The sequence below is a fragment of the Thioalkalivibrio thiocyanoxidans ARh2 genome (genome assembly GCF_000385215.1).
In the GTDB taxonomy this organism is placed as follows: domain Bacteria; phylum Pseudomonadota; class Gammaproteobacteria; order Ectothiorhodospirales; family Ectothiorhodospiraceae; genus Thioalkalivibrio; species Thioalkalivibrio thiocyanoxidans.
The window spans coordinates 75,014-100,076 of sequence record NZ_ARQK01000059.1 but is presented as its reverse complement, the minus strand read 5'-3'; the positions used below and the strand labels follow the sequence as shown (position 1 = coordinate 100,076).

The window sequence follows — 25,063 nt, the reverse complement described above, 5'->3', positions numbered from 1 at the left end:
ATGCACATCTATCTCGTCGGGGGCGCGGTGCGCGACCGGCTGCTGGGGCGCCCGGTGCACGAACGCGACTACGTGGTGGTGGGCTCCACGCCCGAGGCCATGGAGGCCGCCGGCTTCCGCCCGGTGGGGCGCGACTTCCCGGTCTTTCTGCACCCCGAGACGCACGAGGAATATGCGCTGGCGCGCACCGAGCGCAAAACCGCGCGTGGCTACCACGGCTTCCAGCTCAACGCCTCGCCCGAGGTCTCGCTGGAGGCCGACCTCGAACGTCGCGACCTCACCATCAATGCGATGGCGGAGGACGCCGACGGCCATCTGATCGACCCCTACAACGGACAGGCCGACCTTGAGGCGCGCGTTCTGCGCCACGTCTCGCCCGCCTTCGCCGAGGACCCGGTACGGCTGCTGCGTGTGGCCCGCTTTGCCGCGCAGCTGGACCCCTGGGGCTTTCGGGTCGCCGACGACACGCTGGACCTGATGCGCGAGCTGGTCACCTCCGGCGAGGTCGACGCACTGGTGCCGGAGCGCGTCTGGGCCGAGTGCGAAAAGGCTCTGAAGAGCCCGGCCCCGCGCCGTTTTGTCGAAGTCCTGCGCGACGCCGGGGCACTGGCCCGCCTGTTCCCCGAGATCGAATGCCTGTTCGGCGTCCCGCAGCCGGCGCGCTATCATCCCGAGATCGATACCGGCGTGCACACCCTGAAGGTGCTGGACCAGGCAACCCGCCTGTCCGAGTCCCCGGAGGTTCGCTTCGCCGCGCTGGTGCACGACCTCGGCAAGGGCAATACCGACCCCGGGATCCTGCCCAGCCACCACGGGCACGAAGAACGCGGGGTCCTGCTGATCCGCGCCCTGGCCGAACGCCTGCGCATCCCCAACCGCTACCGCGATCTGGCCATACGGGTCGCGCGCTACCACGGACTGGTGCACCGGGTCTTCGACCTGCGCCCGAAGACGGTCATGAAGCTGGTGGACGGACTGGGTGCCCTGCGCCGACCGGAGAATGTCGAGCCCTTCCTGCTCGCGGTGGAGGCGGATTTTCGCGGCCGCACTGGCTGGGAGGAGAAGCCCTATCCCCAGGCCGATGCGGTGCGCCGCGCCGTGGCGGCCGCGCAGGGAGTCGACGTACAGGCCCTGATGGCCGAGGGGCACAAGGGCAAGGCCCTCGGCGAGGCCCTGGAGCGCGCACGTATCCAGGCAATCGAAGATACCCTGCGCACCGCCCCGAACCCGTAGGAGGCCAGCCCTCTGGCCGATAGGAAGTTGATCAGGCCCCATTCGGCCAGAGGCTTGGTTTAGGCACCGGTTCTGTCCCCGCACCCCGCAGGGGTCGAGTCTCCTCTGCGATTGGAGTGTTGGCCAGATTCAATCGGCCAGAGGGCTGGCCTCCTACAACTTGCTTGCTTGCGCGCGCGAACGTACTCTTTCGCCGCTATTGACGTACTCGAGGACACCGCGATGGATTTCGCCAAGGCCCGGATGAACATGGTCGAACAGCAGGTCCGCCCCTGGGAGGTGCTGGACATGCGCGTGCTGGACGTGATGGAAACGCTCCCGCGCGAACGCTTCATGCCGGACGCCTACAAGGCCCTGGCGTACGCGGACTCCGAGATCCCGCTGGGCCATGGCGCGCACACCCTGCCACCCGTCGTGATCGGAAGGCTGCTGCAGGCCGCCGGCGCGCAGCCGACCGAGACGGCACTGGAGATCGGCACCGGCTCCGGCTATGTCACCGCCTGCCTGGCGCGCCTGGCCGCACATGTCGACTCCATCGAGCGCGTCGACGAACTGCGCTTGAAGGCGCGCAACACGCTGGTGGATCTCGGCCTGGACAACACCAGCCTGCGCACCGCCACGGTGACGACCGAGTGGGCTCCGCCGCGCGAGCGCTATGACGTGATCGTGGTGACCGGCGCGATGACGGAATACAACGACTTCCTCGAGCGCTACCTGACCCTGGGCGGCCGGTTGTTCGTGATCACCGGGGACGGCCCGATCATGCATGCCAACCTGATCACCCGCACCACCGAGGACAGCGTCCGCCACGACGTCCTGTTCGAGACCCGCGTGGAGCCGCTGGTCGGGTTCGAGCCGAAGCCCGCGTTCGAATTCTGACGCCCCGTCCCCGGCAGCTCGCATGCCGGGGCTCCCATCCGGGAAACACGGATCCGCGTGCACATTGCGCGGCGTTTCCCTACGATGGGGCTTTCCCGTCCGTTCAGGAAGCCGCGCCGATGAACTGGTCCGTCAAACGCATCTCTTCCACGCTGGCCGCCGCCGGCATTGCCCTGCTGGTGGCAAATCCCGCCTCGGCCGCCAGCCTCCTCGAGGTCTACGAACGCGCCGCCACGGAAGACGCCGAGCTGCGCGCGGCCAAGGCCGAGTATCGCAGCGTGCTCGAGAACCGTCCGATCGCACGCTCCGCGTTCCTGCCCCAGATCACCGGCGACGCCGAGGCCGGCGCCTTCTACAACGACTACCGCGACCAGCCCAGCTTCGACGGGCGTCAGACCAGCTTTGGCGTGTCGCTGATGCAGAGCCTCTACGACCGGCGCAATTTCATTGAACTGACCCAGGCCGACCTCGAGATCGCCCGCGCGGAGGCGGAGCTGGATGCGGCCCGCCAGGACCTCATCCTGCGCGTCTCCGAGGCCTACTTCGATGTGCTGGTTGCACAGGAGACGCTGGCCTTTCGCGAGGCGGAGCTCGAGGCCATCGAGCGCCAGCTGGAGCAGACCGAACGCCGCTTCGAGGTGGGCCTGATCGCCAGCACCGACGTGAAAGAGGCCCAGGCCCAGCGCGACATCGCCGAGGCCGAGCGCATCGCCGCCGAAAACCAGCTGGACGTGGCGCGCGAGCAGCTGGCGGTCATCACCAACACCTACTGGGACGAGCTCGACGTGCTGCGCGAGGATGCGGAACTGACCCCGCCGGAGCCGGCCGATCCCCAGGCATGGGTGGACATCGCACTCGAAAACAACCTGGAGCTGGCCGCCCAGCGCCTGACGACCGAGACCGCCCGCGAGCAGATCCAGCGCCAGCGCGCCGAGGGTCACCCGCGACTGAACCTGAACGCGTCGGTCAGCGAGACCCGCTTCCACGGCATCGATGACGGCGGTGCTGGTGCGCAGGGCGTGGGCCCGCTGTTCAACGAAGGCACGGAAGCCCAGGTCGGCGTGCGTCTCGAGATGCCGTTCTACACCGGCGGGCGCGTGAGCGCACTGACCCGGCAGGCGCGCGAGGACTTCCAGGCCGCCCAGGAAGGCCAGTCGCTCGTTGAACGCCGCACCACCCAGGACACCCGCAACGCCTACCTGTCGGTGATCGCGAACAGCTCCCGCGTGCGTGCGCTGGAGCAGGCACTGATCTCCACCCAGGCCGCGTTCGAGTCGGCCGAGGCCGGATTCGAGGTCGGTACGCGCACCCAGGTCGACGTGCTGCTGGCGCTGCGCGAGGTCTTCCGTGCCGAGCGCGATTACGCCGAGGCCCGCTACGGCTTTCTCGCCGACTCCCTGCGCCTGCAGCGTGCGGCCGGCCGCCTGAGCGTCGCGGACCTGGAATCGATTGACCAGCTGCTGGAGCAATGACGGCCGATCCGCGCGCCCGCTGCGACCGAGCCCGTTCCCGCCTGGTCCTGATTGACCTGCAGGAGCGGCTGCTGGCCGCAATGCCGGACAGCGAACGCGAGGCGGTGGAACGCCACACCGCACGCCTGATCGAAGCCGCGCGCAAGCTGGGCATCCCGATCGAGGTCTCGCGCCAGTATCCGAAGGGGCTGGGCGAGGTCGCCGCGAGCCTGCAGCAGGCACTGGATGGACACGGCACGCTGACCGACAAGACGGCCTTCTCCTGCTGTGCGGAGGACGACCTGCACGCGCGCCTGACCGGCGGCGACCAGATCATCCTGACCGGCGCCGAGACCCACATCTGTGTCACGCAGACGGCGCTGGAACTGCTGGACGCCGGCGTGACCGTATTCGTCGTCGAGGACGGCGTATGCTCGCGCGACGTCGCACGCAAGCGCAACGGGCTGGAGCGCCTGCGTGCAGCCGGCGCCATCATCACGAACCACGAATCGGTGCTGTTCGAATGGCTGCGCGACGCGGCCGACCCGCAGTTTCGCGAGCTAAGCCAACTCATCCGCTAGGGAGACGCTGATTTAATCGCACGTCCGCGTTGGTGCCCCCTGTTTTTCGAGACAAGGCGCGTCGTGCAGCGGGTAGTGGTTCTACCCGCAAGCGGCGCAACGCAGGATCGGGGAACAGGGGGCACCAACCCCACAAGCCATTGAAAGCAGGGGCTCGGCCGCTTTTGCGCGGGAACGGCGTTGCGGTTCCCTTGTGCAGAATGACTGCACGGCAGTCACCGCGCCTTGTTCGCACGCAAAAGCGACTCGAGCGCGGACGCGCGATTAAATCAGCGTCTCCCTAGACATTCACGTCGATCAAGAAGGAGATCCGCAGGGATGCGCATGCTTGGAAACATTCTGCTGGGCGCGTGGCTGATCCTGTTCGGCCTGCGCGGCCTGCTGGGGCTGCAGTTTCAGTACGACCACTATGTGATCAGCGGCCTGGCCGTGATCGCCGGTATCCTGTTCATCCTGCGACGTTAACCGAAACCCGGACATGCGCCTTTCGCCCGAAGAATACCGCCAGCTCGACCACCGCCGGATCACCCTGCTGGGGATGTCCGGTGTCGGCAAGACACGCCTGTCCAACATGCTCCGGCGCGAGGAGTGGTTCCACTACTCGGGCGACTACCGCATTGGCACGCGCTACCTGAGCGAGCCGATCCTGGACAACATCAAGGCGCAGGCCATGGCCGTGCCGTTTCTGCGCGACCTGCTGCGCTCGGACTCGATCCAGATCATCAACAACATCACGGTGGACAACCTGCACCCGGTCGCGAGCTTCCTCGGCAAGCTCGGCAACCCGGAGCTGGGCGGGCTGCCGCTGACCGAGTTCAAGCGCCGCCAGAACCTGCACCACGAGGCCGAGGTGCAGGCGATGCTCGACGTGCCGGATTTCATCCACAAGTCGCAGACGCTGTTCGGGTATCCGCACTTCGTCAACGATGCCGGGGGCTCGGTCTGCGAGCTGGACAGCCCCGGCGTGCTGGAGACCCTCGCCGAGCACACGCTGATCCTCTACATCAAGGCGACCGACGAGGACGAGCGCCAGCTGATCGAGCGCGCGGAACGCGACCCGAAGCCGCTGTACTACCGCGAGGCCTTCCTCGACCAGCAGCTGGCCGAGTACATGCGCGACGAGGGGCTGGACTATGTCGCCCAGATCGACCCGGACGCCTTTGTGCGCTGGGTGTTCTCGCGCCTGTTCCGCGCGCGTCTGCCGCGCTACGAGGCGATCGCCGAGGCGCACGGCTACACCATCAGCACCACGGAGCTGGCACAGGTCCGCAACGCCACGGACTTCGATGACCTGGTCTGCATGGCCCTGGAACGGGAGGCGCGACTGTAATGCCACTCGTTGCCCACTCCGACCTGCCTACCTTCGCCCGCCTGAAGAGCGAAGGCGAGACCGTACTGCCCAGCGACTTCGCCCAGCAGCAGGAGATCCGCGCACTGCATATCGGGCTGCTGAACATGATGCCGGACGCCGCCCTGGCGGCCACCGAGCGCCAGTTCTTCCGCCTGATCGGCGAGAGCAACCAGATCGCGCAGTTCTACATCCACCCCTTCACCCTGCCGCAGCTCAAGCGCGGACCGAAGGGGCGCGATCACATCAAGCACTACTACGAGGACTTCGAGGACCTGAAGAAGGAGGGCCTCGACGCGCTGATCATCACCGGGGCCAACGTGACCCAGCCCGATCTGGCGCTGGAGCCGTTCTGGGAGCCGCTGGCGGAGGTCGTCGACTGGGCCTGGGACAACGTGACCTCCACGCTGTGCTCCTGCCTCGCCACCCACGCCGTGCTGCAGGCGCGCTATGGCGAGCATCGCCGCCACATGGGCGAGAAGCTGTGGGGCGTGTTCCCGCACCGCGTGGTGGACCGCGGCCACCCGCTGGTCACCGGCGTGAACACGCGTTTCGACGTGCCGCACTCGCGCTACAACGATGTCTCGCGCGAGCAGTTCGAGCGCCACGGGCTGCGCGTACTGGTCGAGAGCGAGGACGCCGGCATTCACCTGGGCGCGTCGCCGGATGGTTTCCGCATGGTCTTTTTCCAGGGGCACCCGGAGTACGACTCGATCAGCCTGCTCAAGGAGTACAAGCGCGAGGTCGTGCGCTACATCCAGGGCGAGCGCGAGACCTATCCGCCGCTGCCGGAAAACTACCTGCTGCCGCAGGCCGCCGCGATCCTCGACGAGCACCGCGAACACGTGGAGGCCGCCGTCGAGCACTGCACCGAGATCCCGGCACTGCCGGAGGCACTGCTGCTCGACCGCCTGGACAACACCTGGCACGACACGGCGCTGGCGGTAATGAACAACTGGCTGGGGAACGTCTACCAGCTGACGAACCTCGACCGGCGCAAGCCGTTTCGCGACAGCGTCGACCCGAACGACCCGCTCGCCGGCCGGCGCTAACCCCGTCCGCTCCCTCATTTCGCGGATGCGACGCGGCAGAGCAGGGGCCGGTTGCTTCGAGAATTGATTGCTTCGTCGTTTCGCTCCTCGCAGTGACAGCGCGAGGAGCCTCCTTGGCAACCAAAGGTACCCATGGCCGAGACCGATTCGGAAAAGCTGCCGCGTCCGATCCTGCACCTGTACGAGACCATCGCCGGGGAGGAGGACGCGCGCGTCTGCAAGGACATCCCGGAGGATGCCTGCCGCGCGCAGCCGGTCAACTTCTTCGTCCACCTGATCTCCAACACGCTGAGCAAGATCGGCGACGAGCTGGCCTCGGCACGGCTGGTGCTGGCCTGGCTGCTGGGGGCACTGGGTGCCCCGGCCGCGTTTGCCGGCTTCCTGGTCCCGATCCGCGAATCCGGCTCGCTGCTCCCGCAGCTGTTCGTCGCCGCCTCCATTCGCCGCCGCGCCATCCGCAAGGGGTTCTGGATCCTGGGCTCGGTGCTCTCGGGCCTGGCGGTTGCCGGGATGGCGATCGTCGCCCTGACCCTGGAGGGCACAGCCGCGGGCTGGGCAATCCTCGGGCTGCTGACCGTGTTCGCGCTGGCGCGCGGGATCAATTCGGTGGCCTCGAAGGACGTGCTCGGCAAGACGATTGCCAAGCAGCGCCGCGGCACGGTGATGGGCTATGCCGCCTCGCTGGCCGGTTTCTTCACGCTGGGGCTGGGGGTCTATCTGACCCTGGCGAACCTCGAGGATGCCGGTATTGGCGTATTCGTCGCCCTGCTGGCTGCCTCCGCCGGGGCCTGGTGGGTGGCGGCCGCGACCTTCACCCGCCTGCGCGAGGCACCGGGCTCGACCGAGGGCGGCGGCAATGCAATCACCCAGGCCCTGTCCTCGGTGCGCCTGCTGTGGACCGACCGCGCGTTCGGGCATTTCGTGTTCACCCGCGCACTGCTGATGAGCACGGCCCTGGCCCTGCCGTTCTACGTCCTGCTGGCGGAGGATGCGACCTCGGGGGATCTGGGCACGCTGGGGCTGCTGATCCTGGCCAGCGGGCTGGCCTCGGCGGTCAGCGCCCCGGTCTGGGGGCGCCTGTCCGATCGCTCCTCTCGCTGGGTACTGATCCTTTCGGGCCTTCTGGCCGCGGGGCTCGGCATCCTGGTTGCGCTGAGTGTCTGGTTCGCGCCGGTGGATACCGGCTCGGCGCTGGTGCCGGGCGGGGTGATCTATGCCGTGCTGTTCTTCCTGCTGGGGGTCAGCCATGCCGGCGTGCGGCTGGGGCGCAAGACCTATCTGGTCGACATGGCCACCGAGAAGACCCGCGCCGCGTTCACCGCCGTCAGCAATACCGTGATCGGGGCACTGCTGCTCGTGGGCGGGCTGTTCGGGCTGCTGGCGCAGCTCGCGGGCACGGAGGCCGCGATCTTTGTGCTCGCGCTGATGAGCCTGGCCGGCGCGGTCAGCGCCTGGTGGATGGACGAGGCCTGAGCCGCCCGGGGAGGCCCTGAACCTGTCAGGCCTCGGCGTCCGTGCGCCGGTAGAGCAGATCCGCTACCGCGTGGCCGCGCCGCTCGCCGCGCCGTTCGAACTTGGTCACCGGGCGCTCCGGCGGCCGCCCCGGGGCCGGCACCGGACCATCCGGCTCGAACCACGGTGCGCATTCCTCCATTACCGCCATCATGTGTTCGGCGTACTCGGCCCAGTCGGTGGCCAGATGCAGCCGCCCGCCCGGGCGCATGCGCGAGGCCAGCAGGCGCACAAACGGCGGCTGGATCAGGCGGCGCTTGTGGTGGCGCTTCTTGTGCCAGGGGTCGGGGAAATACACCTGCATCCCGTCCAGGGCGCCCGGCGCGATGTAGTGCTCCAGCAGTTCCACGGCATCGTGGTCGGAGACGCGCACATTGGTCAGGCCGCGCCGTTCCACCTCGCGCAGCAGGTGACCCACCCCCGGGCGATGGACCTCGGTGCCGATGTAATCGCGCTCCGGGTTCTGTGCGGCCTGCTCGGCCAGGCTCTCGCCGTCACCAAAACCGATCTCCAGCGTGACTGGCGCCTCGCGACCGAAGACGGCCGCCAGGTCCAGCGGTGCCGCGGGCTCCGGCAGTGCGAGCCCGAAGCGGGGCAACAGCTCGTCCAGGGCGCGCTGCTGCCCCGCCGTCAGCCGCCCCTCGCGGCGCACGAAACTGCGGATACGGCGGTAGAACGGCTTGTCGCCGGAAGTCGAATCGGCAGACTCACTCATGCTCAGCTGAAGAACAGGCCGGTCTGTGGCGAGGAGGCCGAGGCGTAGCGGCGCGGCGCCATGCGCCCGGCGCGATAGGCCTGGCGCCCGGCGATGATCGCGTGGCGCATGGCCGAGGCCATCATCACCGGGTCGTCGGCGGCCGCGATGGCGGTATTCATCAGCACCCCGTCGCAGCCCAGCTCCATCGCGATCGAGGCATCCGAGGCCGTACCGACGCCGGCATCGACCAGCACCGGCACCTGGGCGTTTTCGACGATCTCGCGGATGTTGTAGCGGTTCTGGATGCCCAGCCCGGAGCCGATCGGGGCGGCCAGCGGCATGATCGCCTGGCAGCCGATGTCCTCCAGCCGCCGGGCCAGCAGCGGGTCGTCCGTCGTGTAGACCATCACGTCAAAGCCCTCGGCCACCAGGATCTCCGCGGCCTTCACGGTCTCGAACGCGTCCGGGTACAGGGTCTTCTCGTCGCCCAGGACCTCCAGCTTCACCAGGTTGTGGCCGTCCAGCAGCTCGCGCGCCAGACGGCAGGTACGGATCGCGTCATCGGCGGTGAAGCAGCCGGCTGTGTTCGGCAGCAGCGTGTAGCGCTCCGGCGAGATCACGTCCAGCAGGTTGGGCTCGTCCGGGTTCTGGCCGATGTTGGTGCGGCGGATCGCGACCGTGACGATCTCCGCCCCGCTGGCCTCGATGGCATCACGGGTCTGGTCAAGATCGCGGTACTTGCCGGTACCCACCAGCAGGCGGGAGGTGAACTCGCGTGTGCCCACGCGGAAGAGGTCGTCGGCAGACGCGGCGGCCGATTCGGTCATGGTGATTCCTTCGTTGAAAGTAATTGCGGATGGGGTACGGACAGGAGAGTCTTGTGCGCCTACCCGCCCCCGATCGCCTGCACGATTTCCACGCGATCGCCGGAGCGCAACGGATGTGCGGCGTGCTCGCTGCGCGGCACCAGTTCCTCGTTCACCTCCACCGCCAGCCGGCGACCGCCCAGGCCACGCGCCTCGATCAGCGCCGCCAGGGTTGCCTCGCCATCATCGGGGAGTTCGAAGGGTTCGCCGTTCAACTGGATCTGCATCGTTACCTAGTCAGGATCGTTTGCCGTTGAGCCGGAGGCCGGCAAGGCCTACAATCGCCGACTCAAGCGGGTGTAGTTCAATGGTAGAACGGGAGCTTCCCAAGCTCTTAATGTGGGTTCGATTCCCATCACCCGCTCCATTCTATCAGAGGCTTGCGCCTCCGGACCCCCCATCGGACTGACGTGATCTGGACGTGATCCAGCGGCTGTTATATTGTCCGGAATATGTCTGCTACATCTGACAATCCGAATCTGCTGGACGTCGACGACGCACGCGCCCTGCTGCGCAAACACGCGATCTCGCCGACCGAGCAGCGCGTGGAGATCGCGCGGGTCATGTTCGCGCGCCACCAGCACCTGAGTGCCGAACAGATCCTCGGTCGCCTGGTGCAGCATTCGTCGCGCGTCTCCAAGGCCACGGTCTACAACACGCTCAAGCTGTTCGCGGAAAAGGGGCTGGTGCGCGAGGTCGTGGTCGACCCGACCAAGCTGTTCTACGACTCCAACCTGAACCCGCACCACCACCTGTTCCACACCGATACCGGCGAGCTGGAAGACGTCGACCCTGCGCGGGTCGATATCTCGCACCTGCCTGCGCTGCCGACGGGCAAGGAACTGCTGGGCGTAGACGTGATCATCCGGGTCAGCAGCCGCAAGGTCTGATCCATCCCCCGCGTCGCCAACCGCACTCAAAGCCGCGCGGGATTGTTGTCGAGCCCCACCCCCGCTATTATGGCGCGCTTCGCCGACGTAGCTCAGTTGGTAGAGCAATCGATTCGTAATCGATAGGTCGCAGGTTCGACTCCTGCCGTCGGCACCATTTCCCCTGTTTCCCGCTGCATCGGCCGGCCCGGCCCTCAGGCGCCGCCGGGGCCCCTTGGCTTGCCGCTTCCGCCGCGATGACGGTGGCCGCCGCCCGACCCGCGCGCATCACCGCGCCCGCTGCCCCCGCGACCGCCGCCGCGCCGGTCGTCGCGGGGCTTGCGCGGGCGCGGCTTGGGGCGCACCGGGTCGCTGAACAGGGCCTCCGGGGCCACGCTCTCGGTGGGGATGCGTTCGCCGAGATAGGACTCGATATCCGGCAGGTAGAACGCGGAGTCCTCGCAGCCGAAACTGATGGCATCACCCTCGGCCCCGGCTCGCGCCGTGCGCCCGATGCGGTGCACGTAGTCCTCGCCCGACTGCGGCAGATCAAAGTTGAACACATGGGTCACGGCGGGAATGTGCAACCCGCGCGCCGCGACGTCGGTCGCCACGAGGAAGGTGTACTCGCCCGCGGTGAAGCGCTCCAGCAGGCTCGAGCGCTTTTTCTGCGGCACATCGCCGGAGAGCAGCGCGGCCTTCTGCCCGTTCGCGTTCAGCCAGTCGCAGACCTTCTCGGCACCATGCTTGGTGTTCACGAACACGATGGCCCGCTCCGGCTCGAGGTCGCGCGCCAGGCCCAGCAGCAGCGGGATCTTCTCCTCGTTCGCCGGGTAGTAGATCACCTGGCGCACGCGATCCGCGGTCAGGGTCTCGGCCTCGACCTGGACCTTTTCCGGGTTGTTCATGTGCTCGTAGGCCAGCTCCATCACGCGCAGCGACAGCGTGGCCGAGAACAGCATGGACAGCCGCTCGCTGGCCGGGGCGCAGCGACGCATCAGGAAACGCACGTCCTTGATGAAGCCGAGATCGAACATGCGATCGGCCTCGTCCAGTACCACCACCTCGGTGTGCTTGAGCCCGAACACCTTCTGCTTGAAGTAGTCGATGATCCGGCCCGGCGTGCCGATCAGGATGTCGGCGCCAGCCTCCAGCTGCTCGCGCTGGGTGTCGTAGCCGGTTCCGCCGTAGGCCAGCGCCAGCTTGAGTCCGGTTTCGCGCCCGAGCATCTCGGCATCCTTGTGGATCTGGATCGCGAGCTCGCGGGTCGGGGCCACGATCAGGGCGCGCACATCGGTCGCCCGGCGATTCGGCGCGGGGGCCTGACGCAGCAGGCGGTTGAAGGTGGCGATCAGAAAGGCCGCCGTCTTGCCCGTGCCGGTCTGCGCCTGCCCGGCAACATCCCGCCCGGCCAGCGCAATCGGCAGGGTCAGCGCCTGAATCGGTGTGCAGGTCTCGAAACCGGTGGCGCGGATGCCCGCCTGCACGGCCTCGGGCAGATCAAGCTGGTCGAAGCGGGGCGTTTCCTGCGCGGGATCGGTCATGTGAATCCTCTGTTACTTGAACTGTCTGGCGATGATCGTCGATAGTAAGGGCCGTACAGCCGGCGTTGCAGGCTGTTCCCCCAACCCAAGTGATGAGGGCTCGGAGTGAGCGACAAAATTGTGTACACGTCGGACGCCGGTTTCGACGAAGACGTCCTGAAGGCAGATCAGCCAGTCCTGGTGGACTACTGGGCCGAATGGTGCGGGCCCTGCAAGATGATCGCCCCCATTCTGGATGAAATCGCCGAAGAATACGCCGGCAAGGTCAAGGTCGCCAAGCTGAACATCGACGAGAACCCGTCCACGCCGCCGAAATACGGCATTCGCGGGATCCCGACGCTGATGCTGTTCAAGAATGGCGACGTCGAAGCCACCAAGGTCGGTGCGCTGTCCAAGTCGCAGCTGACCGCATTCCTGGACCAGCACCTCTGATCCGGTACGCCCCGGGCCAGCCCGAACGGCCCGGGGCACAAACAAGCACCAAAAAACTGTTTCAGGCCTTGCCCCAGGCGGGCACGTCGCTTACCATCAGTTCAGTTCAGGCGGTCGCCAGACCGCTACCTGCCCCCGATATTCAATCCAAGGCAAGCCGAGCGGCCATCCCCGGTCGCCGATCATCCACGTTGAAAACAGCACCCCACGAATGAACCTGACCGAACTGAAGCGGATGTCCGCTGCCGATCTCGTTGCCTTTGCAGAAGAAAAAGGCATCGAGAACATGTCTCGTGCCCGCAAGCAGGACATCATCTTTGCCCTGCTGAAGGCCCATGCCAAAAGCGGCGAAGCCATCTACGGTGACGGAGTCCTGGAGATCCTCTCCGACGGCTTCGGATTCCTGCGCAGCGCCGACAGCTCCTACCAGGCCGGGCCGGACGACGTGTACGTCTCGCCCAGCCAGATCCGGCGCTTCGGGCTTCGCACCGGCGACACCATCGCCGGGAAGATTCGCCCGCCCAAGGACAACGAACGCTATTTCGCGCTGCTGAAGGTCTCGGAGATCAACTTCGAGCCGCCGGAGAATGCCCGGCACAAGGTGCTGTTCGAGAACCTGACGCCACTGCACGCCTCCGAGCGCATGCGCATGGAGCGCGGCAACGGTTCCACCGAGGACATCACCGCGCGGGTGATCGACATCGTCTCCCCGTTCGGCAAGGGCCAGCGCGGCCTGATCGTCTCCCCGCCCAAGGCGGGCAAGACGCTGATGCTGCAGAACATCGCCCAGAGCATCGCGGCCAACTACCCCGAGTGCTACCTGATCGTGCTGCTGATCGACGAGCGCCCGGAAGAGGTCACCGAGATGGACCGCATGGTCCAGGGCGAGGTGGTCTCCTCCACCTTCGACGAGCCGGCGCAGCGCCATGTGCAGGTCGCCGAGATGGTGATCGAGAAGGCCAAGCGCCTGGTCGAGCACAAGCGCGACGTGGTGATCCTGCTCGATTCCATCACCCGCCTGGCGCGCGCCTACAACACCGTTGCCCCCAGCTCCGGCAAGGTGCTCACCGGCGGCGTGGACGCCAACGCCCTGCACCGGCCGAAGCGCTTCTTCGGTGCCGCGCGCAATGTGGAAGAGGGCGGCAGCCTGACCATCCTCGCCACCGCGCTGGTGGATACCGGCTCCAAGATGGACGAAGTGATCTACGAGGAGTTCAAGGGCACCGGCAACATGGAGGTGCACCTGGAGCGGCGAATCGCCGAAAAGCGCATCTACCCGGCGATCAACGTCAACCGCTCCGGCACCCGCCGCGAGGAACTGCTGACCGCGCCGGACGAGCTGCAAAAGCTCTGGATCCTGCGCAAGTTCCTGCACGGCATGGACGACATCGAGGCGATGGAATTCCTGCTCGGTCGCATGCAGTCCTCGAAGACCAACTCCGAGTTCTTCGACCAGATGAAGCGCAGCTGACGGGAAACGGCCCCCGCCCCTTCCCGTCATCGCGAGCGCCAGCGAAGCGATCTCCAGGAGCAAGCCAGACGCCCGCCACGCAAGGACGGCGTATCAGCCGGGCACCGGTTCGAAGCTGACCAGCCGGTCCAGCCGCCACCACTGCCGCCGGCCCGCGGCATCGCGCAGGATCAGGTACTCGGCCCCGCGCCGCGTGCGCAGGTCCAGCGGCCGCACCACCGCTATCCGGTCCATCTCGCCCCGGCGCCAGTGGGTACGCAGGTGGTGCCCGCGCAGGATCGCGAGTTCCAGCTCGGAATAGCGCTCGCAGGCAATCGGTTTGTACGGCGGGGTCAGGCTCATTCACCCTCCCGTATGGCCTCTACCTGCGGAATCTCTGCATCCGGGCTCTCAACACGCCGAAAGACGATCGGCGCACAGCACACCCCGCAGTCCTCGACCCATTCCCGGTCCGTACTGACCATTTCCACGGTAGTCTCGCCCGGCTCGCCACACCAGGGGCAGATAAACCCGACAAACTCGACCGGTCGCATCACCGCACCTCCCCCGGACCCGCAAGCACCCGGACACCGGCTACCGCACCCGCCGCATCCTCCGGCAAAAAGTGCTCCAGAATCTCATTCAACAGTGCCAGACCGCGCTCGGTCGCCTGCAATCGCTGCGTATCCGCGACCAGGAGCCCCTCCGCCCGCAGCACACCCAGAGCGGGCTCCAGCGCACTCAAGGCAAGCCCGCTGCGCTCCTCGAACCGATGCGCGGGCACCCCCTCTACCAGACGCAATGCGTTCAACATGAACTCGAACGGCAGCTCGGCGGCCGGAACTGGCTGGTCCCGGTGCCGATCGGGCGTCTCCAGGTAGGCGGCGGGCTGGCGCGGCTTGACCCGTCGCAGGACCCGCCCGTCGGACGGCAGCGTCAGCTTGCCGTGGGCCCCGGCCCCGATGCCGAGATAATCGCCGAACGTCCAGTAATTTCGGTTGTGCCGACATTCCCGCCCTCTCGTGGCATACGCGGAAACCTCGTATCGAGTATAGCCAGCCGCAGCCAGCACACATTGCCCTTGTGTGAACAATTCCTCGATCGTGGAATCCGGCGGAAGCACCGGGGGCCGGACGGCGAAATAGGTGTTGGGCTCCAGGGTCAGCTGATACCAGGAGATGTGCTCGGGTTCCTGATCGATTGCGGCCTGGAGATCGGCCAGCCCAGCCTCGACAGACTGCTGCGGCAGGCCGAACATCAGATCCAGGTTGATATTGTCGAACCCGGCGCCGCGGGCATGCTCGACCGCGGCATGGGCCTCGGCCCCGCCGTGGATACGCCCCAGGCGCTCGAGCATGGCGTCGTCGAAGCTCTGGATGCCCAGCGACAGCCGATTGACCCCGGCCTCGCGGTAGCCACGGAAGTACGCGCGATCTACGGTGCCGGGGTTGGCCTCCAGCGTGATCTCGGCATCCGGGCGCAGGGGCAGCCGCGCACGCAGACCGGAGAGCAGGTCCGCCATTGCCTCGGGCGGGAACAGACTGGGGGTCCCGCCGCCGATGAACACGCTGTCCACGCGCCGCCCCCAGACATCCGGCAGCTGCGACTCGAGGTCGCGCATCAGCGCCTCGACATACGCGTCGAACGGGGCCTCGCCTCGCGGCTCGTGGGAATTGAAGTCGCAGTACGGGCACTTGCGCACGCACCAGGGCAGGTGGACATACAAAGCCAGGGGCAGCGGGGTCACGGATGCGCTCATGACGCGAGCATAGGCGCCGGCTCAGTGATCGGCACGTTCCCGCAGTTGTGCCACCAGTTTGGCCAGCGCCTGGCCGCGATGGCTCAGGCGATTCTTCGTCTCCGGGGGCAGTTCGGCCGAGGTGCAGCCCTCCTCCGGCACGAAGAACAGCGGGTCGTAGCCAAAGCCGCCAGCACCGCTGGGCTGCTCGACGATACGCCCCGCCCAGACCCCTTCGGCGATCAGCGGCGAGGGGTCCTCGGCATGCTCCAGAAACACGACCACCGCGCGAAAACGTGCGGTTCGCTGCGCCTCGGGGACGCCCGCCAGCGCCTCCAGCAGCCTGGCGTTGTTCGCCGCGTCGTCCGCCTCCGGCCCTGCATAACGGGCGGAGTAGATACCCGGCCGGCCGCGCAGGGCATCGACCTCCAGACCGGAGTCATCGGCGATCGCGGGCAGGCCGGTATGCTGCGCGGCGTTGCGCGCCTTGAGGATCGCGTTTTCGACAAAGGTCAGCCCGGTCTCGTCGGCCTCGGGCACCGCATGCTCCGACTGCGGCTCGATTGCCAGCCCGAGAGGCCCCAGTAGGGCCCGGATCTCGCGCAGCTTGCCGGGGTTGCCGGTGGCGAGGACGACGCGACGGGACGGGTCCATGGCTCAGCCCTCGGCCAGCGCCGCCCGCTGGGCCTCGACGATCTGCTGGATGCCCTTCTCGCCGAGATCCAGCATCTGGTTCAGCTCGTCACGCCGGAAGGCATGCCCCTCGGCCGTCCCCTGAATCTCGATCACGCCGCCGGCCTCGTTCATCACCAGGTTCAGGTCGGTCTCGGCCTGGGAATCCTCGTCGTAATCCAGGTCGAGTACCGGCGTGCCGTTGAAGATGCCCACCGAGATCGCCGCCAGATGCCCGTGCAGCGGATCCTTGCGGATCATGCCCTGTTCGCGCGCCTTGCGGATCGCGTCGCGCAGGGCGACATAGGCACCGCTGATCGAGGCCGTACGCGTCCCGCCGTCGGCCTGGATCACGTCGCAGTCGACGATGATCTGGCGCTCGCCCAGGGCCTCGAGGTCGACCACGGCGCGCAGGGAGCGGCCGATCAGGCGCTGGATCTCCATGGTGCGACCACCCAGCTTGCCGCGCGCGGCCTCGCGCGCCATGCGGTCATGCGTCGAGCGGGGCAGCATGCTGTACTCCGCCGTCACCCAGCCGCGGCCCTTGTTCTTCAGCCACGGCGGCACGCGCGACTCGATGGTCGCGTTGCACAGCACCCGGGTGTCGCCGAACTCCACCAGCACGGAACCCTCCGCGTGCCGGGTGAAATGGCGGGTAAAACGCACCGGGCGCATCTCGTCGGCTTGTCGGCCACTGGGTCGCATGCTTGATCCTTGGTAGATTGGAGAGGCGCGCAGTATACGGGAGACAGGGAGGCTCTCACATGAGCGCGCCCGCGAGCGAACGGGGGCACGCAGTGGCCGAGGCCTCCGGCGAGTCACACGCGCACGGGGTTGCTACCACGCGCAGGGCTATCAACAGGGGACTTTATGATCGCGAGCATGACCGGCTTTGCCCGGCAGCCAATGACGCTGGACCAGGGGGTTTACGACTGGGAGCTGAAGAGCGTCAACCACCGTTATCTCGAGTTGCGCATCCACCTGCCGGAGGCCCTGAGGGCGCTGGAGCCCGAGGTGCGCAACCGCCTCAAGAAGCGGCTCGCTCGCGGCAAGGTCGATGTGGCGCTGCGCGATCGCGGCCAGTCGCGGGGCTCGCCTGAGGCGTACGACGCAGAACGCGTGCAGTCGCTGATCGAGGCGACCGAGTCCATCGCCGACATGATGAAACACGATGCCAGCGTATCGCCGCTGGACATCCTGGCCTGGCCCGGTGTGCTGGAGGCGACCAAGGTCGACGCCGACGACCTTGCCACCCCCATTCTTGCTGGACTCGACACCGCGATCGACGCCCTGGTCGCGATGCGCGAAGCCGAAGGCCAGGAACTGGTCAGTGGCCTGCGCGAACGCCTTGAGGCCGTGGCCGAACAGGTTGCGTTCATTCGGCAGCGTAGAGACCCGATGCTGGCCGAGCAGCGCGACCGCACCCTGGCCCGCATCAACGAGCTGGACCTGAGCCTGGACCCGAAGCGACTGGAACAGGAGGTCGCGCTGCTGGCACAGCGCCTCGATATCGCCGAGGAGCTGGACCGCATCGACGGCCACGTAAAGGCGGTGCGCGAAATCCTGGGCAACAGTGGCCCCAGCGGCCGGCGCCTGGATTTCCTGATGCAGGAGTTCAACCGCGAGACCAACACCCTCGCCTCCAAGTCGCATGATCTGGAGATCACCCGCGCCACGGTCGAGATGAAGGTCCTGGTCGAGCAGATGCGCGAACAGGTCCAGAACCTGGAATAGACCGGGTCGATGCATCGCTACCGCGTACGCCTGGCCATCTCGCGCCACGAGATGGAGGACTACTACACCGGGCGCGCGGCGGTCGTCTACGCCAAGTCGGAGGGCGGGATCAGCGTGCAGTTTCCCGCCCGACTGCTGCGCCAGCACCTGGACCAGCGCGGCGTCTATGGCGTGTTCGAGCTGGTCACCGATAACCAGCATCGCCTGCTGGACTTCCGTCGGCTGGAGCACTCATAAACGTCCGCCGAAACGCCCACAGCCCCCTTGAAATTCCCTCTGGGACCCCTATCTCCATGCATGAGTCAGAGTTGACACCCGCAAGAGGAGGGCAAGGCCATGACAATGATGCGTTACGAACCGTGGAGCCTGCTGGGTCAGCTGTCGCGCGAACTCGGCCGCATGCCGGAGCTGTCCGGCACGGAGGACTCCGCCGCGACTTCGGACTGGGCGCCGGCCGTGGATATCCGCGAAGAGAACGATGCCTACGTACTGCACGCCGACATCCCCGGCGTGGACCCGAAGGACATCGAACTCAACATGGAGAACGGCGTGCTGACCCTGCGTGGCGAGCGCAGGCACGAAAGCGAAGAGGAACAAAACGGCTACAAGCGGATCGAGCGGGTGCGCGGCACCTTCTTCCGCCGCTTCTCGCTGCCGGATACCGCCGATGCCGAAAACATCTCCGCACGCTCCGAGAACGGGGTGCTGGAGGTTCGCATCCCGAAACAGGCACGCGTGCAGCCGCGGCGGATCGAGATCGCCAGCTGATCCGGCACCAAACCCGTCCGCGACCGCTGTGGCTGCGGACGATTCGGGCGCTGCCGGCGCGAGCGGGCGGCGCCCCGTTTTTTGGAAGTCACCAAAGGATGCATGCGAGGCGATTCACAAGACCGATGCACGGGTGACAGCCGGATCCCGGCTATGATGGGAAGGGTCGGCCACGGGCCGATAACCCACGGAGGGATCCGGGTGTTCCCCGGGGTTCGGACAGAGGCAACTCTGGGAGTGCAATGGAATACAAGGACTACTACAAGATCCTCGGCGTCAGCCGCGACGCCAGCCAGGACGCCATCAAGAAGGCGTACCGCAAGCTGGCACGCAAGTACCATCCGGACGTCAGCAAGGACCCGGACGCCGAGACGCGCATCAAGGAGGTCAACGAGGCCTACGAGGCCCTCGGCGACCCGGAAAAGCGCAAGGCCTACGATCAGCTCGGTTCCAACTGGCGCCAGGGGCAGGACTTTCGTCCACCGCCCGGATGGGACGGCTGGACCCAGCACCGTGGGGCCGGTGCGGGAGGCGGGGCCGATTTCGGCGGCTTCTCGGACTTCTTCGAGTCCATCTTCGGCGGTGCCGGGATGGGCGGCGCGGGCCGTCGCCGCGGCACGGGCGGCTTCAACATGCGCGGTGCCGACCGCGAAGGCCGAGTCGAGATCACGCTCGATCAGGCGCTGAAAGGCACCGAGATCTCCGTGAACGACGCCGACGGGCGCGTGCAGCGCGTGCGCATCCCGGCCGGCGCCAAGGACGGCTCGCGCCTGCGCGTGCGCGGCCAGGGCGACCCGGGTGTGGGGACCGGCGGCGCCGGCGACCTGCTGCTGGAGATCCGCATCAAGCCCGACAGCCGCTACCGTGTCGACGGCCGCGACCTCTACCGCGATATCCCGATCACCCCCTGGGAGGCCGCACTGGGTGCCACCATAGAGGTCCCCACGCCGCACGGCTGGGTCAATCTGAAGATCCCACCGGGTTCGCAGTCCGGCAAGCAGATGCGCCTGAAGGGCAAGGGCCTGCCGGGCAAGCCGCCCGGCGACCTGTATCTGAAGCTGATGATCCAGGCCCCGCCCGAGGACGAGGCCGGCGACTGGTACCGCAAGATGGCGGAACAGTCCTCGTTTGCGCCGCGCGCGGGGCTGACGCCGTAGTTCACGGACACAAGGAGCGCGCATGCGTCGGCTGGTCTCTTTCCTGATTCTGCTGTCGACCCTGGCCTGGGCCGGCCCGGCGCTGGCGCAACTCCCCGCCGAGGTCGACGGCCAGCCCCTGCCCTCGCTGGCCCCGATGCTGGAACGCACCATCCCCGGGGTCGTCAATATCGCTACCCGCGCCCGCGTGGTGGAATCCGTCAGCCCGCTGTTCGACGACCCGTTCTTCCGCCGTTTCTTCGACATGCCCGAGCGCCAGCGCGAACGCGAGCGTCAGGGGCTCGGCTCGGGCGTGATCGTGGATGCGGACGACGGCACGATCCTGACCAACAGCCATGTGATCGCGCGCGCGGACGAGATCCTCGTCACCCTGTACGACGGCCGCCAGTACGAGGCGGAGGTCGTCGGTACCGACCCGGCGACCGACGTGGCCGTGATCCGCATCGACGCCGAAAACCTGCGCGCGATCCCGCTGGCGGATTCCGATGCCCTGCGCGTCGGCGACTTCGTCGTCGCGATCGGCAACCCGTTCGGTCTCGGCCAGACGGTCACCAGCGGCATCGTCTCCGCGCTGGGGCGCAGCGGCCTGGGCGGCTCCGGGTTCGAGGACTTCATCCAGACCGATGCCTCCATCAACCCGGGCAACTCGGGCGGCGCGCTGGTGAACCTGCGCGGGGAACTGGTCGGCATCAACACCGCCATCCTGGCGCGCGGCGGCGGCAACATCGGCATCGGCTTCGCGATCCCGACCAACATGGCGCGCCAGATCCAGGACCTGCTGGTGGCCGAGGGCCGCGTCGAGCGCGGCGCACTGGGCGTCGGCATCCAAGACCTGACGCCGGCGCTGGCGCAGGCCTTCGATCTCGACGCCAGCCAGGGCGCGGTCATTACCGACGTGCAGCCAGACTCCGCCGCGAGCCGCGCCGGGATCGAGGCCGGCGACGTGGTGCTGAAAGTCGACGGACAGGCGGTGCGCAATGCAGCCGATCTGCGCAATCGCCTGGGCCTGCTGCGGGTGGGAAGCGAAGTGGAACTGGATATCCTGCGCGACGGCCGCGAGCGCACCCTGACCGCGCGCCTGGAACGCCCCGAAATCCGGCAGGCCGAGGGTGCGGCGATTCACCCACGGCTGGAGGGCGTTCGCCTGGCGGAACACACGCCACCCGGCACCAGGCGCAGCCGTGTAGTGATCATCGACGTGGAAGCGGGCACCCCGGGCGCCCAGGCCGGGCTCCGCCCCGGCGACGTGCTGCTGGCGATCAACCGCCAGCGCGTCGAGCACCTGGCCGATCTGCCGCGCCAGCTATCGCCGCACCAGGCACTGGAGCTGCAACTGCGCCGCGGCAATCAGACGCTCTACCTGACGCTGCGCTAATACCGACCTGTCTCCCCTTCCGGCTTTGGCAGGGGCTTCGCCTGCAAGCAGGCTCCCACAGGGGGTCTTCCACCGCGCAGCCCCAATGTCGTCATCCCGGAAACCGCGCAGCGGTTATCCGGGATCTCGGGGCCTGTTGTCAGCCTTGCGCAGGAGATCCCGGCTCTCCGCTTCGCTGCGGCCGGGATGACCGGGCCTGGCAGACAAGCGCCTGGGGGAGAAGGAAAGGATCAGAAGCCGGGGGTGTTCTTCTCGACCCAGCGGTCGCTGCCGTCGGCGAGGCGTTCGCGCTTCCAGAACGGGGCCTCGTGCTTGAGGCGCTCCAGGATGTCGGAGCAGGCATCGCGCGCGGCGATCCGGTGCGCGGACCAGGTGGCCACCAGCACCAGGGCATCGCCGGGCCGCACGTCCCCTACACGATGCGCGATCAGACAGCCCAGCAGCGGCCAGCGCGACTCGGCCTCGGCGACGATGCGCTCCAGTTCGCGCTCGGTCATGCCGGGATAGTGCTCCAGGAACAGCCCAGTCACAGTGTCGTCTTCGTTGAAGTCGCGCATGCGCCCGACAAACACGCTGGCCGCCCCGCGCGCCTCGGCCGGGATATCCCGCTCGGCACGGGCCACCAGCGCCCAGGGGTCGAAGTCTTCGCTGTAGAGCTCGACGGCCACCTCAGCCCCCGGTCACCGGCGGGAAATAGGCGACCTCGTCACCATCGCGCACAACCGTATCCAGTGCAGCCTGCTCCTGGTTGACCGCCACCATCAGGCGTTCCGGCGGGGCGTCGCCATGCAGGTGCCGCCAGAGATCCCCCACCGAGATCGATTCGGTGGGCAGCTCGGCTGTTTCGTCGGCGCGACCCAGTTCCTCGCGCAGGCGTGCAAAGTAGTGAACAGTTACGGTCATGCGGGCCCCTGTCATCACGGGTTCAAGTCAAGCATTATAGCTACGATGAACGACTTCACTCACTTCGATGCGGAAGGCCATGCGCACATGGTCGACGTCGGCGGCAAGTCGGTCACCCACCGGGTAGCGATCGCCGAGGGCCGCATACACATGCAGCCGGAAACCCTCCAGCGTATCCGCGAAGGCCGCCATGCCAAGGGGGATGTTCTGGGGATCGCCCGCGTCGCGGGTATCATGGGTGCAAAACGTACCGGCGACCTGATCCCGCTGTGCCATCCGATCGGCCTGACGCGGGTGGCCCTGGAACTGGATATCGAGACTACCGCCGTCCGCGTGCAGGCGACCTGCGAGGTCCACGCCAAGACCGGCGTGGAGATGGAGGCCCTGACCGCGGTCTCCACCGCACTGCTGACGGTGTATGACATGTGCAAGGCCGTGGACCGCGGCATGGTGATCGATGGCGTGCGCCTGCTGGAGAAGCGCGGCGGCCGCAGCGGCACCTGGCGGGCGGACACGACGCAAGGAGACCCCCAATGAAATGGATCAAGCGCCTGCTGGCCCTGATCGCGATCCTGTTGCTGCTGGTCGTGATTGTCGCGATCTATCTGGTCGCGACCTTCGACGCCAACGACTACAAGGAACGCATCGAGGCCGAAGTCCGCGACGCCACCGGCCGCGAACTGACCCTGGAAGGCCCGATCGGCCTGACCTTCTTCCCCAACCTCGGCCTGCGTCTGGAAGAGGTTCGCTTCGGCAATGCCGAGGGCTTTGGCGACGACCCGTTCGCCGAGCTGGATGTCGTCGATGTCTCCGTGGCGGTGATGCCGCTGCTGCGCCGCGAACTGGACGTCCGGCACATCGAGGGTGACGGCGTACGCCTGAACCTGGCGCGCGACGAAGACGGGCGCACCAACTGGGACGACCTCACCGAGCGCGCCGAGGAGGCCCGCGACGAGGCCGTCGGAGCCAACAACGGCGAGGAACGCACCGCCACCGAGTCCCGCCTTGCGATGGAGCGCATCGGCATCGCCGGCGTGACCCTGACCAACACACGGGTCAACTGGGACGACCGCATGACCGGGCTCCAGGCCACGCTGGATCCGTTCCGCCTGGAGGTCGGTCGCTTCCGCCCCGGCGTGGAAACCCCTCTGGAAATGGAGGCCGTCGTCAACGCCGAGGGCGGTGACCTACCGGAGCCGGTGGAGTTCGCGATGGACCTGGAAGGCCTGCTGAACGTGGACCTTCTGAGCAACCGCTATTCGATTCGCCGCCTGAACGCGACCTTCGGTGTGGAGGGAGCCGGCTTGCCACGCCCCATCGGGGTCTCGCTGGAAACCGACGTCGCGCTCGAAGTGGCCGATCAGGCGAGCATGCGCTTCGAGCGTGTGACGGTGGGCCTGGGCGACATGCGGCTAACGGGCTTCGCCGAGCTGACTGGCCTGGATGCGGCCGAAGACCTGGCCGTTCGCAGCGAACTTCGCAGCAACACGTTTTCGCTGCCGTCCCTCATGGAAGACCTCGGTCTCGAACCGCCGAAAACGAGTGATCCGGATGCCTTGAAGCGCGTGGCGCTGGACCTGTCGGCCAACGGCAGCCTGACGTCTCTGGAGCTGAGTCCGTTCCTGGTAACCATCGATGACACACGGCTGGTCGGCGATGCCCGCCTGGATACCAGTGGCGAACGCCCGCTGTTCGACTTCAACCTGAGCGGAAACGAGTTCAACCTTGACCGATACCTGCCCCCCGAAGTCGAACGGGCGCGCACCGAAGGCGCCCCCGCCAATGGCGAGCGCGACGACGATGACGATGACGACATCGCCATCGAACTCCCGGTCGAGCTGCTGCGCGGCATCGATGTCCGCGGCGAAATGGCGCTGGAACGTCTGAACGCCCTGGGCATGGTGATGCGCAACATCCAGCTCGAGATCCGCGCCAACGAAGGCGACTGGCGCATCGACCCACTGGAGGCACAAGCCTACGAGGGCCAGCTGACCAGCCGCCTGCGCGTCGACGTGCGCGAGGATACGCCGCGCTACGAACTTGCGGCGGACTTGGGCGAACTGGACATCGGTGCACTGCTGGAGGACATGCAGGGGGACGAAGCACGTCTGATGGGCATCGGGGATCTGGAACTGGATATCGCCACCCGCGGCAACACCGTCAATGCCTTGCGTAGTGCCCTGAACGGCTCCGGCTCCATGGCGTTCTCCGATGGTGCGGTGCGTGGCATCAATGTCGCCCAGGTAATCCGCCGCGCAGAGGCGCGGCTGCGCGGCGAGCGTCTGGAAGAAGACGAACCCAACCAGACCGACTTCAGCGACCTCACCGCCACCTTCGACATTCGTGATGGCGTCGTGCACAACGACGATCTCGAGGCCAATTCCCCGCTCATGCGCATACACGGCGAGGGCCAGGCCGATCTGACGGACGACACCCTCGACTACCTGTTGAACACCACCCTGGTCGACACCATTGAAGGCCAGGGCGGGCGGCCGCTGGACGACCTGCGCGGCATCCGCCTGCCGATCCGCATCACGGGCACCTTCGGCGACCCGAGCTTCCGGCTCGACCTGGAAGACATCCTGCGCGAGCGCTTCGAGGACGACGCACGCGAACGCCTCCGGGAAGAAGGTGATCGCCTGCGCGACAGCCTGATGCAGCGCCTCGACGGTGGCCGCAGCGACGACGCCGAAGACGAGGCCGAAGAGTCCGGCGAACGCGACCTGCGCCGCGAGCTGGAGCGCGGCCTGCGCGAGCGCCTGCGGTAATCGTGCCGGCAGCCCTGGCACTCAAGCGGCCGGC

General features: G+C 67.3%; 29 protein-coding genes and 2 tRNA genes. 20 read left to right on the top strand and 11 right to left on the bottom strand.

Annotated features, from left to right (window positions below):
* The 8 genes from G372_RS0111605 to G372_RS0111570 all read left to right on the top strand — a co-directional run bounded on the left by G372_RS0111605 (position 1) and on the right by G372_RS0111570 (position 8,017).
* Positions 1–1,233: a multifunctional CCA addition/repair protein gene (locus G372_RS0111605; protein ID WP_019623965.1), complete on the top strand. Its 1,233-nt coding sequence runs from the start codon at positions 1–3 to the stop codon at positions 1,231–1,233.
* Positions 1,234–1,455: 222 nt separating this feature from the next.
* Positions 1,456–2,112 (top strand): protein-L-isoaspartate O-methyltransferase family protein, encoded by a 657-nt coding sequence (locus G372_RS0111600; protein WP_018863468.1) that lies wholly within the window; start codon positions 1,456–1,458, stop codon positions 2,110–2,112.
* Positions 2,113–2,231: 119 nt separating this feature from the next.
* A complete protein-coding gene (locus tag G372_RS0111595; protein WP_018863467.1) occupies positions 2,232–3,584 on the top strand; it encodes a TolC family outer membrane protein in 1,353 nt (450 codons plus the stop codon).
* Positions 3,581–4,144, top strand: a complete 564-nt coding sequence (locus G372_RS0111590; protein ID WP_018863466.1) for an isochorismatase family protein — start codon at positions 3,581–3,583, stop codon at positions 4,142–4,144. The genes G372_RS0111595 and G372_RS0111590 overlap by 4 nt, the downstream gene beginning before the upstream one ends.
* A gap of 318 nt (positions 4,145–4,462) precedes the next feature.
* Complete coding sequence (locus tag G372_RS14390; RefSeq protein ID WP_018139463.1) at positions 4,463–4,609, top strand: hypothetical protein; 147 nt, start codon at positions 4,463–4,465, stop codon at positions 4,607–4,609.
* 13 nt (positions 4,610–4,622) lie between these two features.
* Entirely contained in the window at positions 4,623–5,474 is an 852-nt protein-coding gene (locus tag G372_RS0111580; protein ID WP_019623964.1) for a hypothetical protein, read from the top strand.
* On the top strand, positions 5,474–6,544 hold the full coding sequence (gene metA, locus G372_RS0111575) for a homoserine O-succinyltransferase MetA (protein WP_018863464.1): 1,071 nt from the start codon (positions 5,474–5,476) through the stop codon (positions 6,542–6,544). The genes G372_RS0111580 and metA overlap by 1 nt, the downstream gene beginning before the upstream one ends.
* 132 nt (positions 6,545–6,676) lie before the next feature.
* Entirely contained in the window at positions 6,677–8,017 is a 1,341-nt protein-coding gene (locus tag G372_RS0111570; RefSeq protein ID WP_018863463.1) for an MFS transporter, read from the top strand.
* Positions 8,018–8,042: 25 nt separating this feature from the next.
* Here the strand turns inward: G372_RS0111570 and trmB are convergent, their stop codons facing one another.
* The 3 genes from trmB to thiS are packed head-to-tail and all read right to left on the bottom strand — an operon-like array spanning position 8,043 to position 9,846.
* A complete protein-coding gene (gene trmB / locus G372_RS0111565) occupies positions 8,043–8,771 on the bottom strand; it encodes a tRNA (guanosine(46)-N7)-methyltransferase TrmB (RefSeq protein WP_019623963.1) in 729 nt (242 codons plus the stop codon).
* 2 nt (positions 8,772–8,773) lie between these two features.
* Complete coding sequence (locus G372_RS0111560; protein WP_018863461.1) at positions 8,774–9,580, bottom strand: thiazole synthase; 807 nt, start codon at positions 9,578–9,580, stop codon at positions 8,774–8,776.
* Between the two features lie 59 nt (positions 9,581–9,639).
* Positions 9,640–9,846, bottom strand: coding sequence for a sulfur carrier protein ThiS (gene thiS, locus G372_RS0111555; RefSeq protein WP_018863460.1), 207 nt, complete (start codon positions 9,844–9,846; stop codon positions 9,640–9,642).
* Between the two features lie 66 nt (positions 9,847–9,912).
* Here thiS and G372_RS0111550 point away from each other — a divergent pair.
* The 3 genes from G372_RS0111550 to G372_RS0111540 all read left to right on the top strand — a co-directional run bounded on the left by G372_RS0111550 (position 9,913) and on the right by G372_RS0111540 (position 10,666).
* Positions 9,913–9,986: transfer RNA gene (locus G372_RS0111550), tRNA-Gly, on the top strand.
* 85 nt (positions 9,987–10,071) lie between these two features.
* The gene (locus G372_RS0111545; protein ID WP_019623962.1) at positions 10,072–10,509 is read left to right on the top strand and encodes a Fur family transcriptional regulator; all 438 of its coding nucleotides are present in this window, start codon (positions 10,072–10,074) and stop codon (positions 10,507–10,509) included.
* A gap of 81 nt (positions 10,510–10,590) precedes the next feature.
* Positions 10,591–10,666, top strand: a tRNA-Thr gene (locus tag G372_RS0111540).
* Positions 10,667–10,703: 37 nt separating this feature from the next.
* On the opposite strand, the gene G372_RS0111535 is transcribed toward G372_RS0111540, so the two are convergent.
* Entirely contained in the window at positions 10,704–12,032 is a 1,329-nt protein-coding gene (locus G372_RS0111535; protein WP_018863458.1) for a DEAD/DEAH box helicase, read from the bottom strand.
* 105 nt (positions 12,033–12,137) lie between these two features.
* Between G372_RS0111535 and trxA the strand changes: the two genes are divergently transcribed.
* Both trxA and rho read left to right on the top strand, forming a co-directional pair.
* Positions 12,138–12,464: a thioredoxin TrxA gene (gene trxA, locus G372_RS0111530; RefSeq protein ID WP_012983830.1), complete on the top strand. Its 327-nt coding sequence runs from the start codon at positions 12,138–12,140 to the stop codon at positions 12,462–12,464.
* Positions 12,465–12,675: 211 nt separating this feature from the next.
* Positions 12,676–13,935, top strand: coding sequence for a transcription termination factor Rho (rho, locus tag G372_RS0111525; RefSeq protein ID WP_018863457.1), 1,260 nt, complete (start codon positions 12,676–12,678; stop codon positions 13,933–13,935).
* Positions 13,936–14,028: 93 nt separating this feature from the next.
* Here the strand turns inward: rho and G372_RS0111520 are convergent, their stop codons facing one another.
* The 5 genes from G372_RS0111520 to rph are packed head-to-tail and all read right to left on the bottom strand — an operon-like array spanning position 14,029 to position 17,029.
* Entirely contained in the window at positions 14,029–14,277 is a 249-nt protein-coding gene (locus tag G372_RS0111520) for a transcriptional antiterminator, Rof (protein ID WP_018863456.1), read from the bottom strand.
* Positions 14,274–14,468, bottom strand: coding sequence for a zinc ribbon domain-containing protein (locus tag G372_RS0111515; RefSeq protein ID WP_018863455.1), 195 nt, complete (start codon positions 14,466–14,468; stop codon positions 14,274–14,276). The genes G372_RS0111520 and G372_RS0111515 overlap by 4 nt, the downstream gene beginning before the upstream one ends.
* Positions 14,468–15,673: a radical SAM family heme chaperone HemW gene (gene hemW, locus G372_RS0111510; protein WP_019623961.1), complete on the bottom strand. Its 1,206-nt coding sequence runs from the start codon at positions 15,671–15,673 to the stop codon at positions 14,468–14,470. The genes G372_RS0111515 and hemW overlap by 1 nt, the downstream gene beginning before the upstream one ends.
* Positions 15,674–15,694: 21 nt before the next feature.
* Entirely contained in the window at positions 15,695–16,306 is a 612-nt protein-coding gene (gene rdgB / locus G372_RS0111505; RefSeq protein ID WP_019623960.1) for an RdgB/HAM1 family non-canonical purine NTP pyrophosphatase, read from the bottom strand.
* A 3-nt stretch (positions 16,307–16,309) separates the two neighbouring features.
* Positions 16,310–17,029, bottom strand: a complete 720-nt coding sequence (gene rph / locus G372_RS0111500; protein WP_019623959.1) for a ribonuclease PH — start codon at positions 17,027–17,029, stop codon at positions 16,310–16,312.
* 165 nt (positions 17,030–17,194) lie between these two features.
* Here rph and G372_RS0111495 point away from each other — a divergent pair, with 165 nt between their 5' ends.
* From G372_RS0111495 to G372_RS0111475, 5 genes are all read left to right on the top strand, one after another.
* Positions 17,195–18,058 (top strand): YicC/YloC family endoribonuclease, encoded by an 864-nt coding sequence (locus G372_RS0111495; protein WP_019623958.1) that lies wholly within the window; start codon positions 17,195–17,197, stop codon positions 18,056–18,058.
* Between the two features lie 9 nt (positions 18,059–18,067).
* Entirely contained in the window at positions 18,068–18,295 is a 228-nt protein-coding gene (locus G372_RS0111490; protein WP_019623957.1) for a DUF2835 family protein, read from the top strand.
* Between the two features lie 99 nt (positions 18,296–18,394).
* Complete coding sequence (locus G372_RS0111485; protein WP_026278900.1) at positions 18,395–18,826, top strand: Hsp20/alpha crystallin family protein; 432 nt, start codon at positions 18,395–18,397, stop codon at positions 18,824–18,826.
* A 242-nt stretch (positions 18,827–19,068) separates the two neighbouring features.
* Entirely contained in the window at positions 19,069–19,983 is a 915-nt protein-coding gene (locus G372_RS0111480; protein ID WP_018863448.1) for a DnaJ C-terminal domain-containing protein, read from the top strand.
* A 22-nt stretch (positions 19,984–20,005) separates the two neighbouring features.
* Positions 20,006–21,358 (top strand): DegQ family serine endoprotease, encoded by a 1,353-nt coding sequence (locus tag G372_RS0111475; RefSeq protein ID WP_019623956.1) that lies wholly within the window; start codon positions 20,006–20,008, stop codon positions 21,356–21,358.
* A 230-nt stretch (positions 21,359–21,588) separates the two neighbouring features.
* Here the strand turns inward: G372_RS0111475 and G372_RS0111470 are convergent, their stop codons facing one another.
* Positions 21,589–22,026, bottom strand: coding sequence for a molybdenum cofactor biosynthesis protein MoaE (locus tag G372_RS0111470; protein ID WP_019623955.1), 438 nt, complete (start codon positions 22,024–22,026; stop codon positions 21,589–21,591).
* A 1-nt stretch (position 22,027) separates the two neighbouring features.
* A complete protein-coding gene (moaD, locus tag G372_RS0111465; protein WP_018863445.1) occupies positions 22,028–22,261 on the bottom strand; it encodes a molybdopterin converting factor subunit 1 in 234 nt (77 codons plus the stop codon).
* Between the two features lie 45 nt (positions 22,262–22,306).
* Between moaD and moaC the strand changes: the two genes are divergently transcribed.
* Together moaC and G372_RS0111455 are read left to right on the top strand one after the other, a co-directional pair.
* Complete coding sequence (gene moaC, locus G372_RS0111460) at positions 22,307–22,798, top strand: cyclic pyranopterin monophosphate synthase MoaC (RefSeq protein ID WP_018863444.1); 492 nt, start codon at positions 22,307–22,309, stop codon at positions 22,796–22,798.
* Complete coding sequence (locus G372_RS0111455; RefSeq protein WP_019623954.1) at positions 22,795–25,029, top strand: AsmA family protein; 2,235 nt, start codon at positions 22,795–22,797, stop codon at positions 25,027–25,029. Before moaC ends, G372_RS0111455 begins: the two co-directional genes overlap by 4 nt.
* Positions 25,030–25,063: the final 34 nt, after the last annotated feature.

Coding starts and splice junctions, on each gene's coding strand:
- G372_RS0111605 (WP_019623965.1), top strand. CDS start 1: ATGCACATCTATCTCGTCGGGGGCGCGGTGCGCGACCGGCTGCTGGGG.
- G372_RS0111600 (WP_018863468.1), top strand. CDS start 1,456: ATGGATTTCGCCAAGGCCCGGATGAACATGGTCGAACAGCAGGTCCGC.
- G372_RS0111595 (WP_018863467.1), top strand. CDS start 2,232: ATGAACTGGTCCGTCAAACGCATCTCTTCCACGCTGGCCGCCGCCGGC.
- G372_RS0111590 (WP_018863466.1), top strand. CDS start 3,581: ATGACGGCCGATCCGCGCGCCCGCTGCGACCGAGCCCGTTCCCGCCTG.
- G372_RS14390 (WP_018139463.1), top strand. CDS start 4,463: ATGCGCATGCTTGGAAACATTCTGCTGGGCGCGTGGCTGATCCTGTTC.
- G372_RS0111580 (WP_019623964.1), top strand. CDS start 4,623: ATGCGCCTTTCGCCCGAAGAATACCGCCAGCTCGACCACCGCCGGATC.
- metA (WP_018863464.1), top strand. CDS start 5,474: ATGCCACTCGTTGCCCACTCCGACCTGCCTACCTTCGCCCGCCTGAAG.
- G372_RS0111570 (WP_018863463.1), top strand. CDS start 6,677: ATGGCCGAGACCGATTCGGAAAAGCTGCCGCGTCCGATCCTGCACCTG.
- trmB (WP_019623963.1), bottom strand. CDS start 8,771: ATGAGTGAGTCTGCCGATTCGACTTCCGGCGACAAGCCGTTCTACCGC.
- G372_RS0111560 (WP_018863461.1), bottom strand. CDS start 9,580: ATGACCGAATCGGCCGCCGCGTCTGCCGACGACCTCTTCCGCGTGGGC.
- thiS (WP_018863460.1), bottom strand. CDS start 9,846: ATGCAGATCCAGTTGAACGGCGAACCCTTCGAACTCCCCGATGATGGC.
- G372_RS0111545 (WP_019623962.1), top strand. CDS start 10,072: ATGTCTGCTACATCTGACAATCCGAATCTGCTGGACGTCGACGACGCA.
- G372_RS0111535 (WP_018863458.1), bottom strand. CDS start 12,032: ATGACCGATCCCGCGCAGGAAACGCCCCGCTTCGACCAGCTTGATCTG.
- rho (WP_018863457.1), top strand. CDS start 12,676: ATGAACCTGACCGAACTGAAGCGGATGTCCGCTGCCGATCTCGTTGCC.
- G372_RS0111520 (WP_018863456.1), bottom strand. CDS start 14,277: ATGAGCCTGACCCCGCCGTACAAACCGATTGCCTGCGAGCGCTATTCC.
- G372_RS0111515 (WP_018863455.1), bottom strand. CDS start 14,468: ATGCGACCGGTCGAGTTTGTCGGGTTTATCTGCCCCTGGTGTGGCGAG.
- hemW (WP_019623961.1), bottom strand. CDS start 15,673: ATGAGCGCATCCGTGACCCCGCTGCCCCTGGCTTTGTATGTCCACCTG.
- rdgB (WP_019623960.1), bottom strand. CDS start 16,306: ATGGACCCGTCCCGTCGCGTCGTCCTCGCCACCGGCAACCCCGGCAAG.
- rph (WP_019623959.1), bottom strand. CDS start 17,029: ATGCGACCCAGTGGCCGACAAGCCGACGAGATGCGCCCGGTGCGTTTT.
- G372_RS0111495 (WP_019623958.1), top strand. CDS start 17,195: ATGATCGCGAGCATGACCGGCTTTGCCCGGCAGCCAATGACGCTGGAC.
- G372_RS0111490 (WP_019623957.1), top strand. CDS start 18,068: ATGCATCGCTACCGCGTACGCCTGGCCATCTCGCGCCACGAGATGGAG.
- G372_RS0111485 (WP_026278900.1), top strand. CDS start 18,395: ATGACAATGATGCGTTACGAACCGTGGAGCCTGCTGGGTCAGCTGTCG.
- G372_RS0111480 (WP_018863448.1), top strand. CDS start 19,069: ATGGAATACAAGGACTACTACAAGATCCTCGGCGTCAGCCGCGACGCC.
- G372_RS0111475 (WP_019623956.1), top strand. CDS start 20,006: ATGCGTCGGCTGGTCTCTTTCCTGATTCTGCTGTCGACCCTGGCCTGG.
- moaD (WP_018863445.1), bottom strand. CDS start 22,261: ATGACCGTAACTGTTCACTACTTTGCACGCCTGCGCGAGGAACTGGGT.
- moaC (WP_018863444.1), top strand. CDS start 22,307: ATGAACGACTTCACTCACTTCGATGCGGAAGGCCATGCGCACATGGTC.
- G372_RS0111455 (WP_019623954.1), top strand. CDS start 22,795: ATGAAATGGATCAAGCGCCTGCTGGCCCTGATCGCGATCCTGTTGCTG.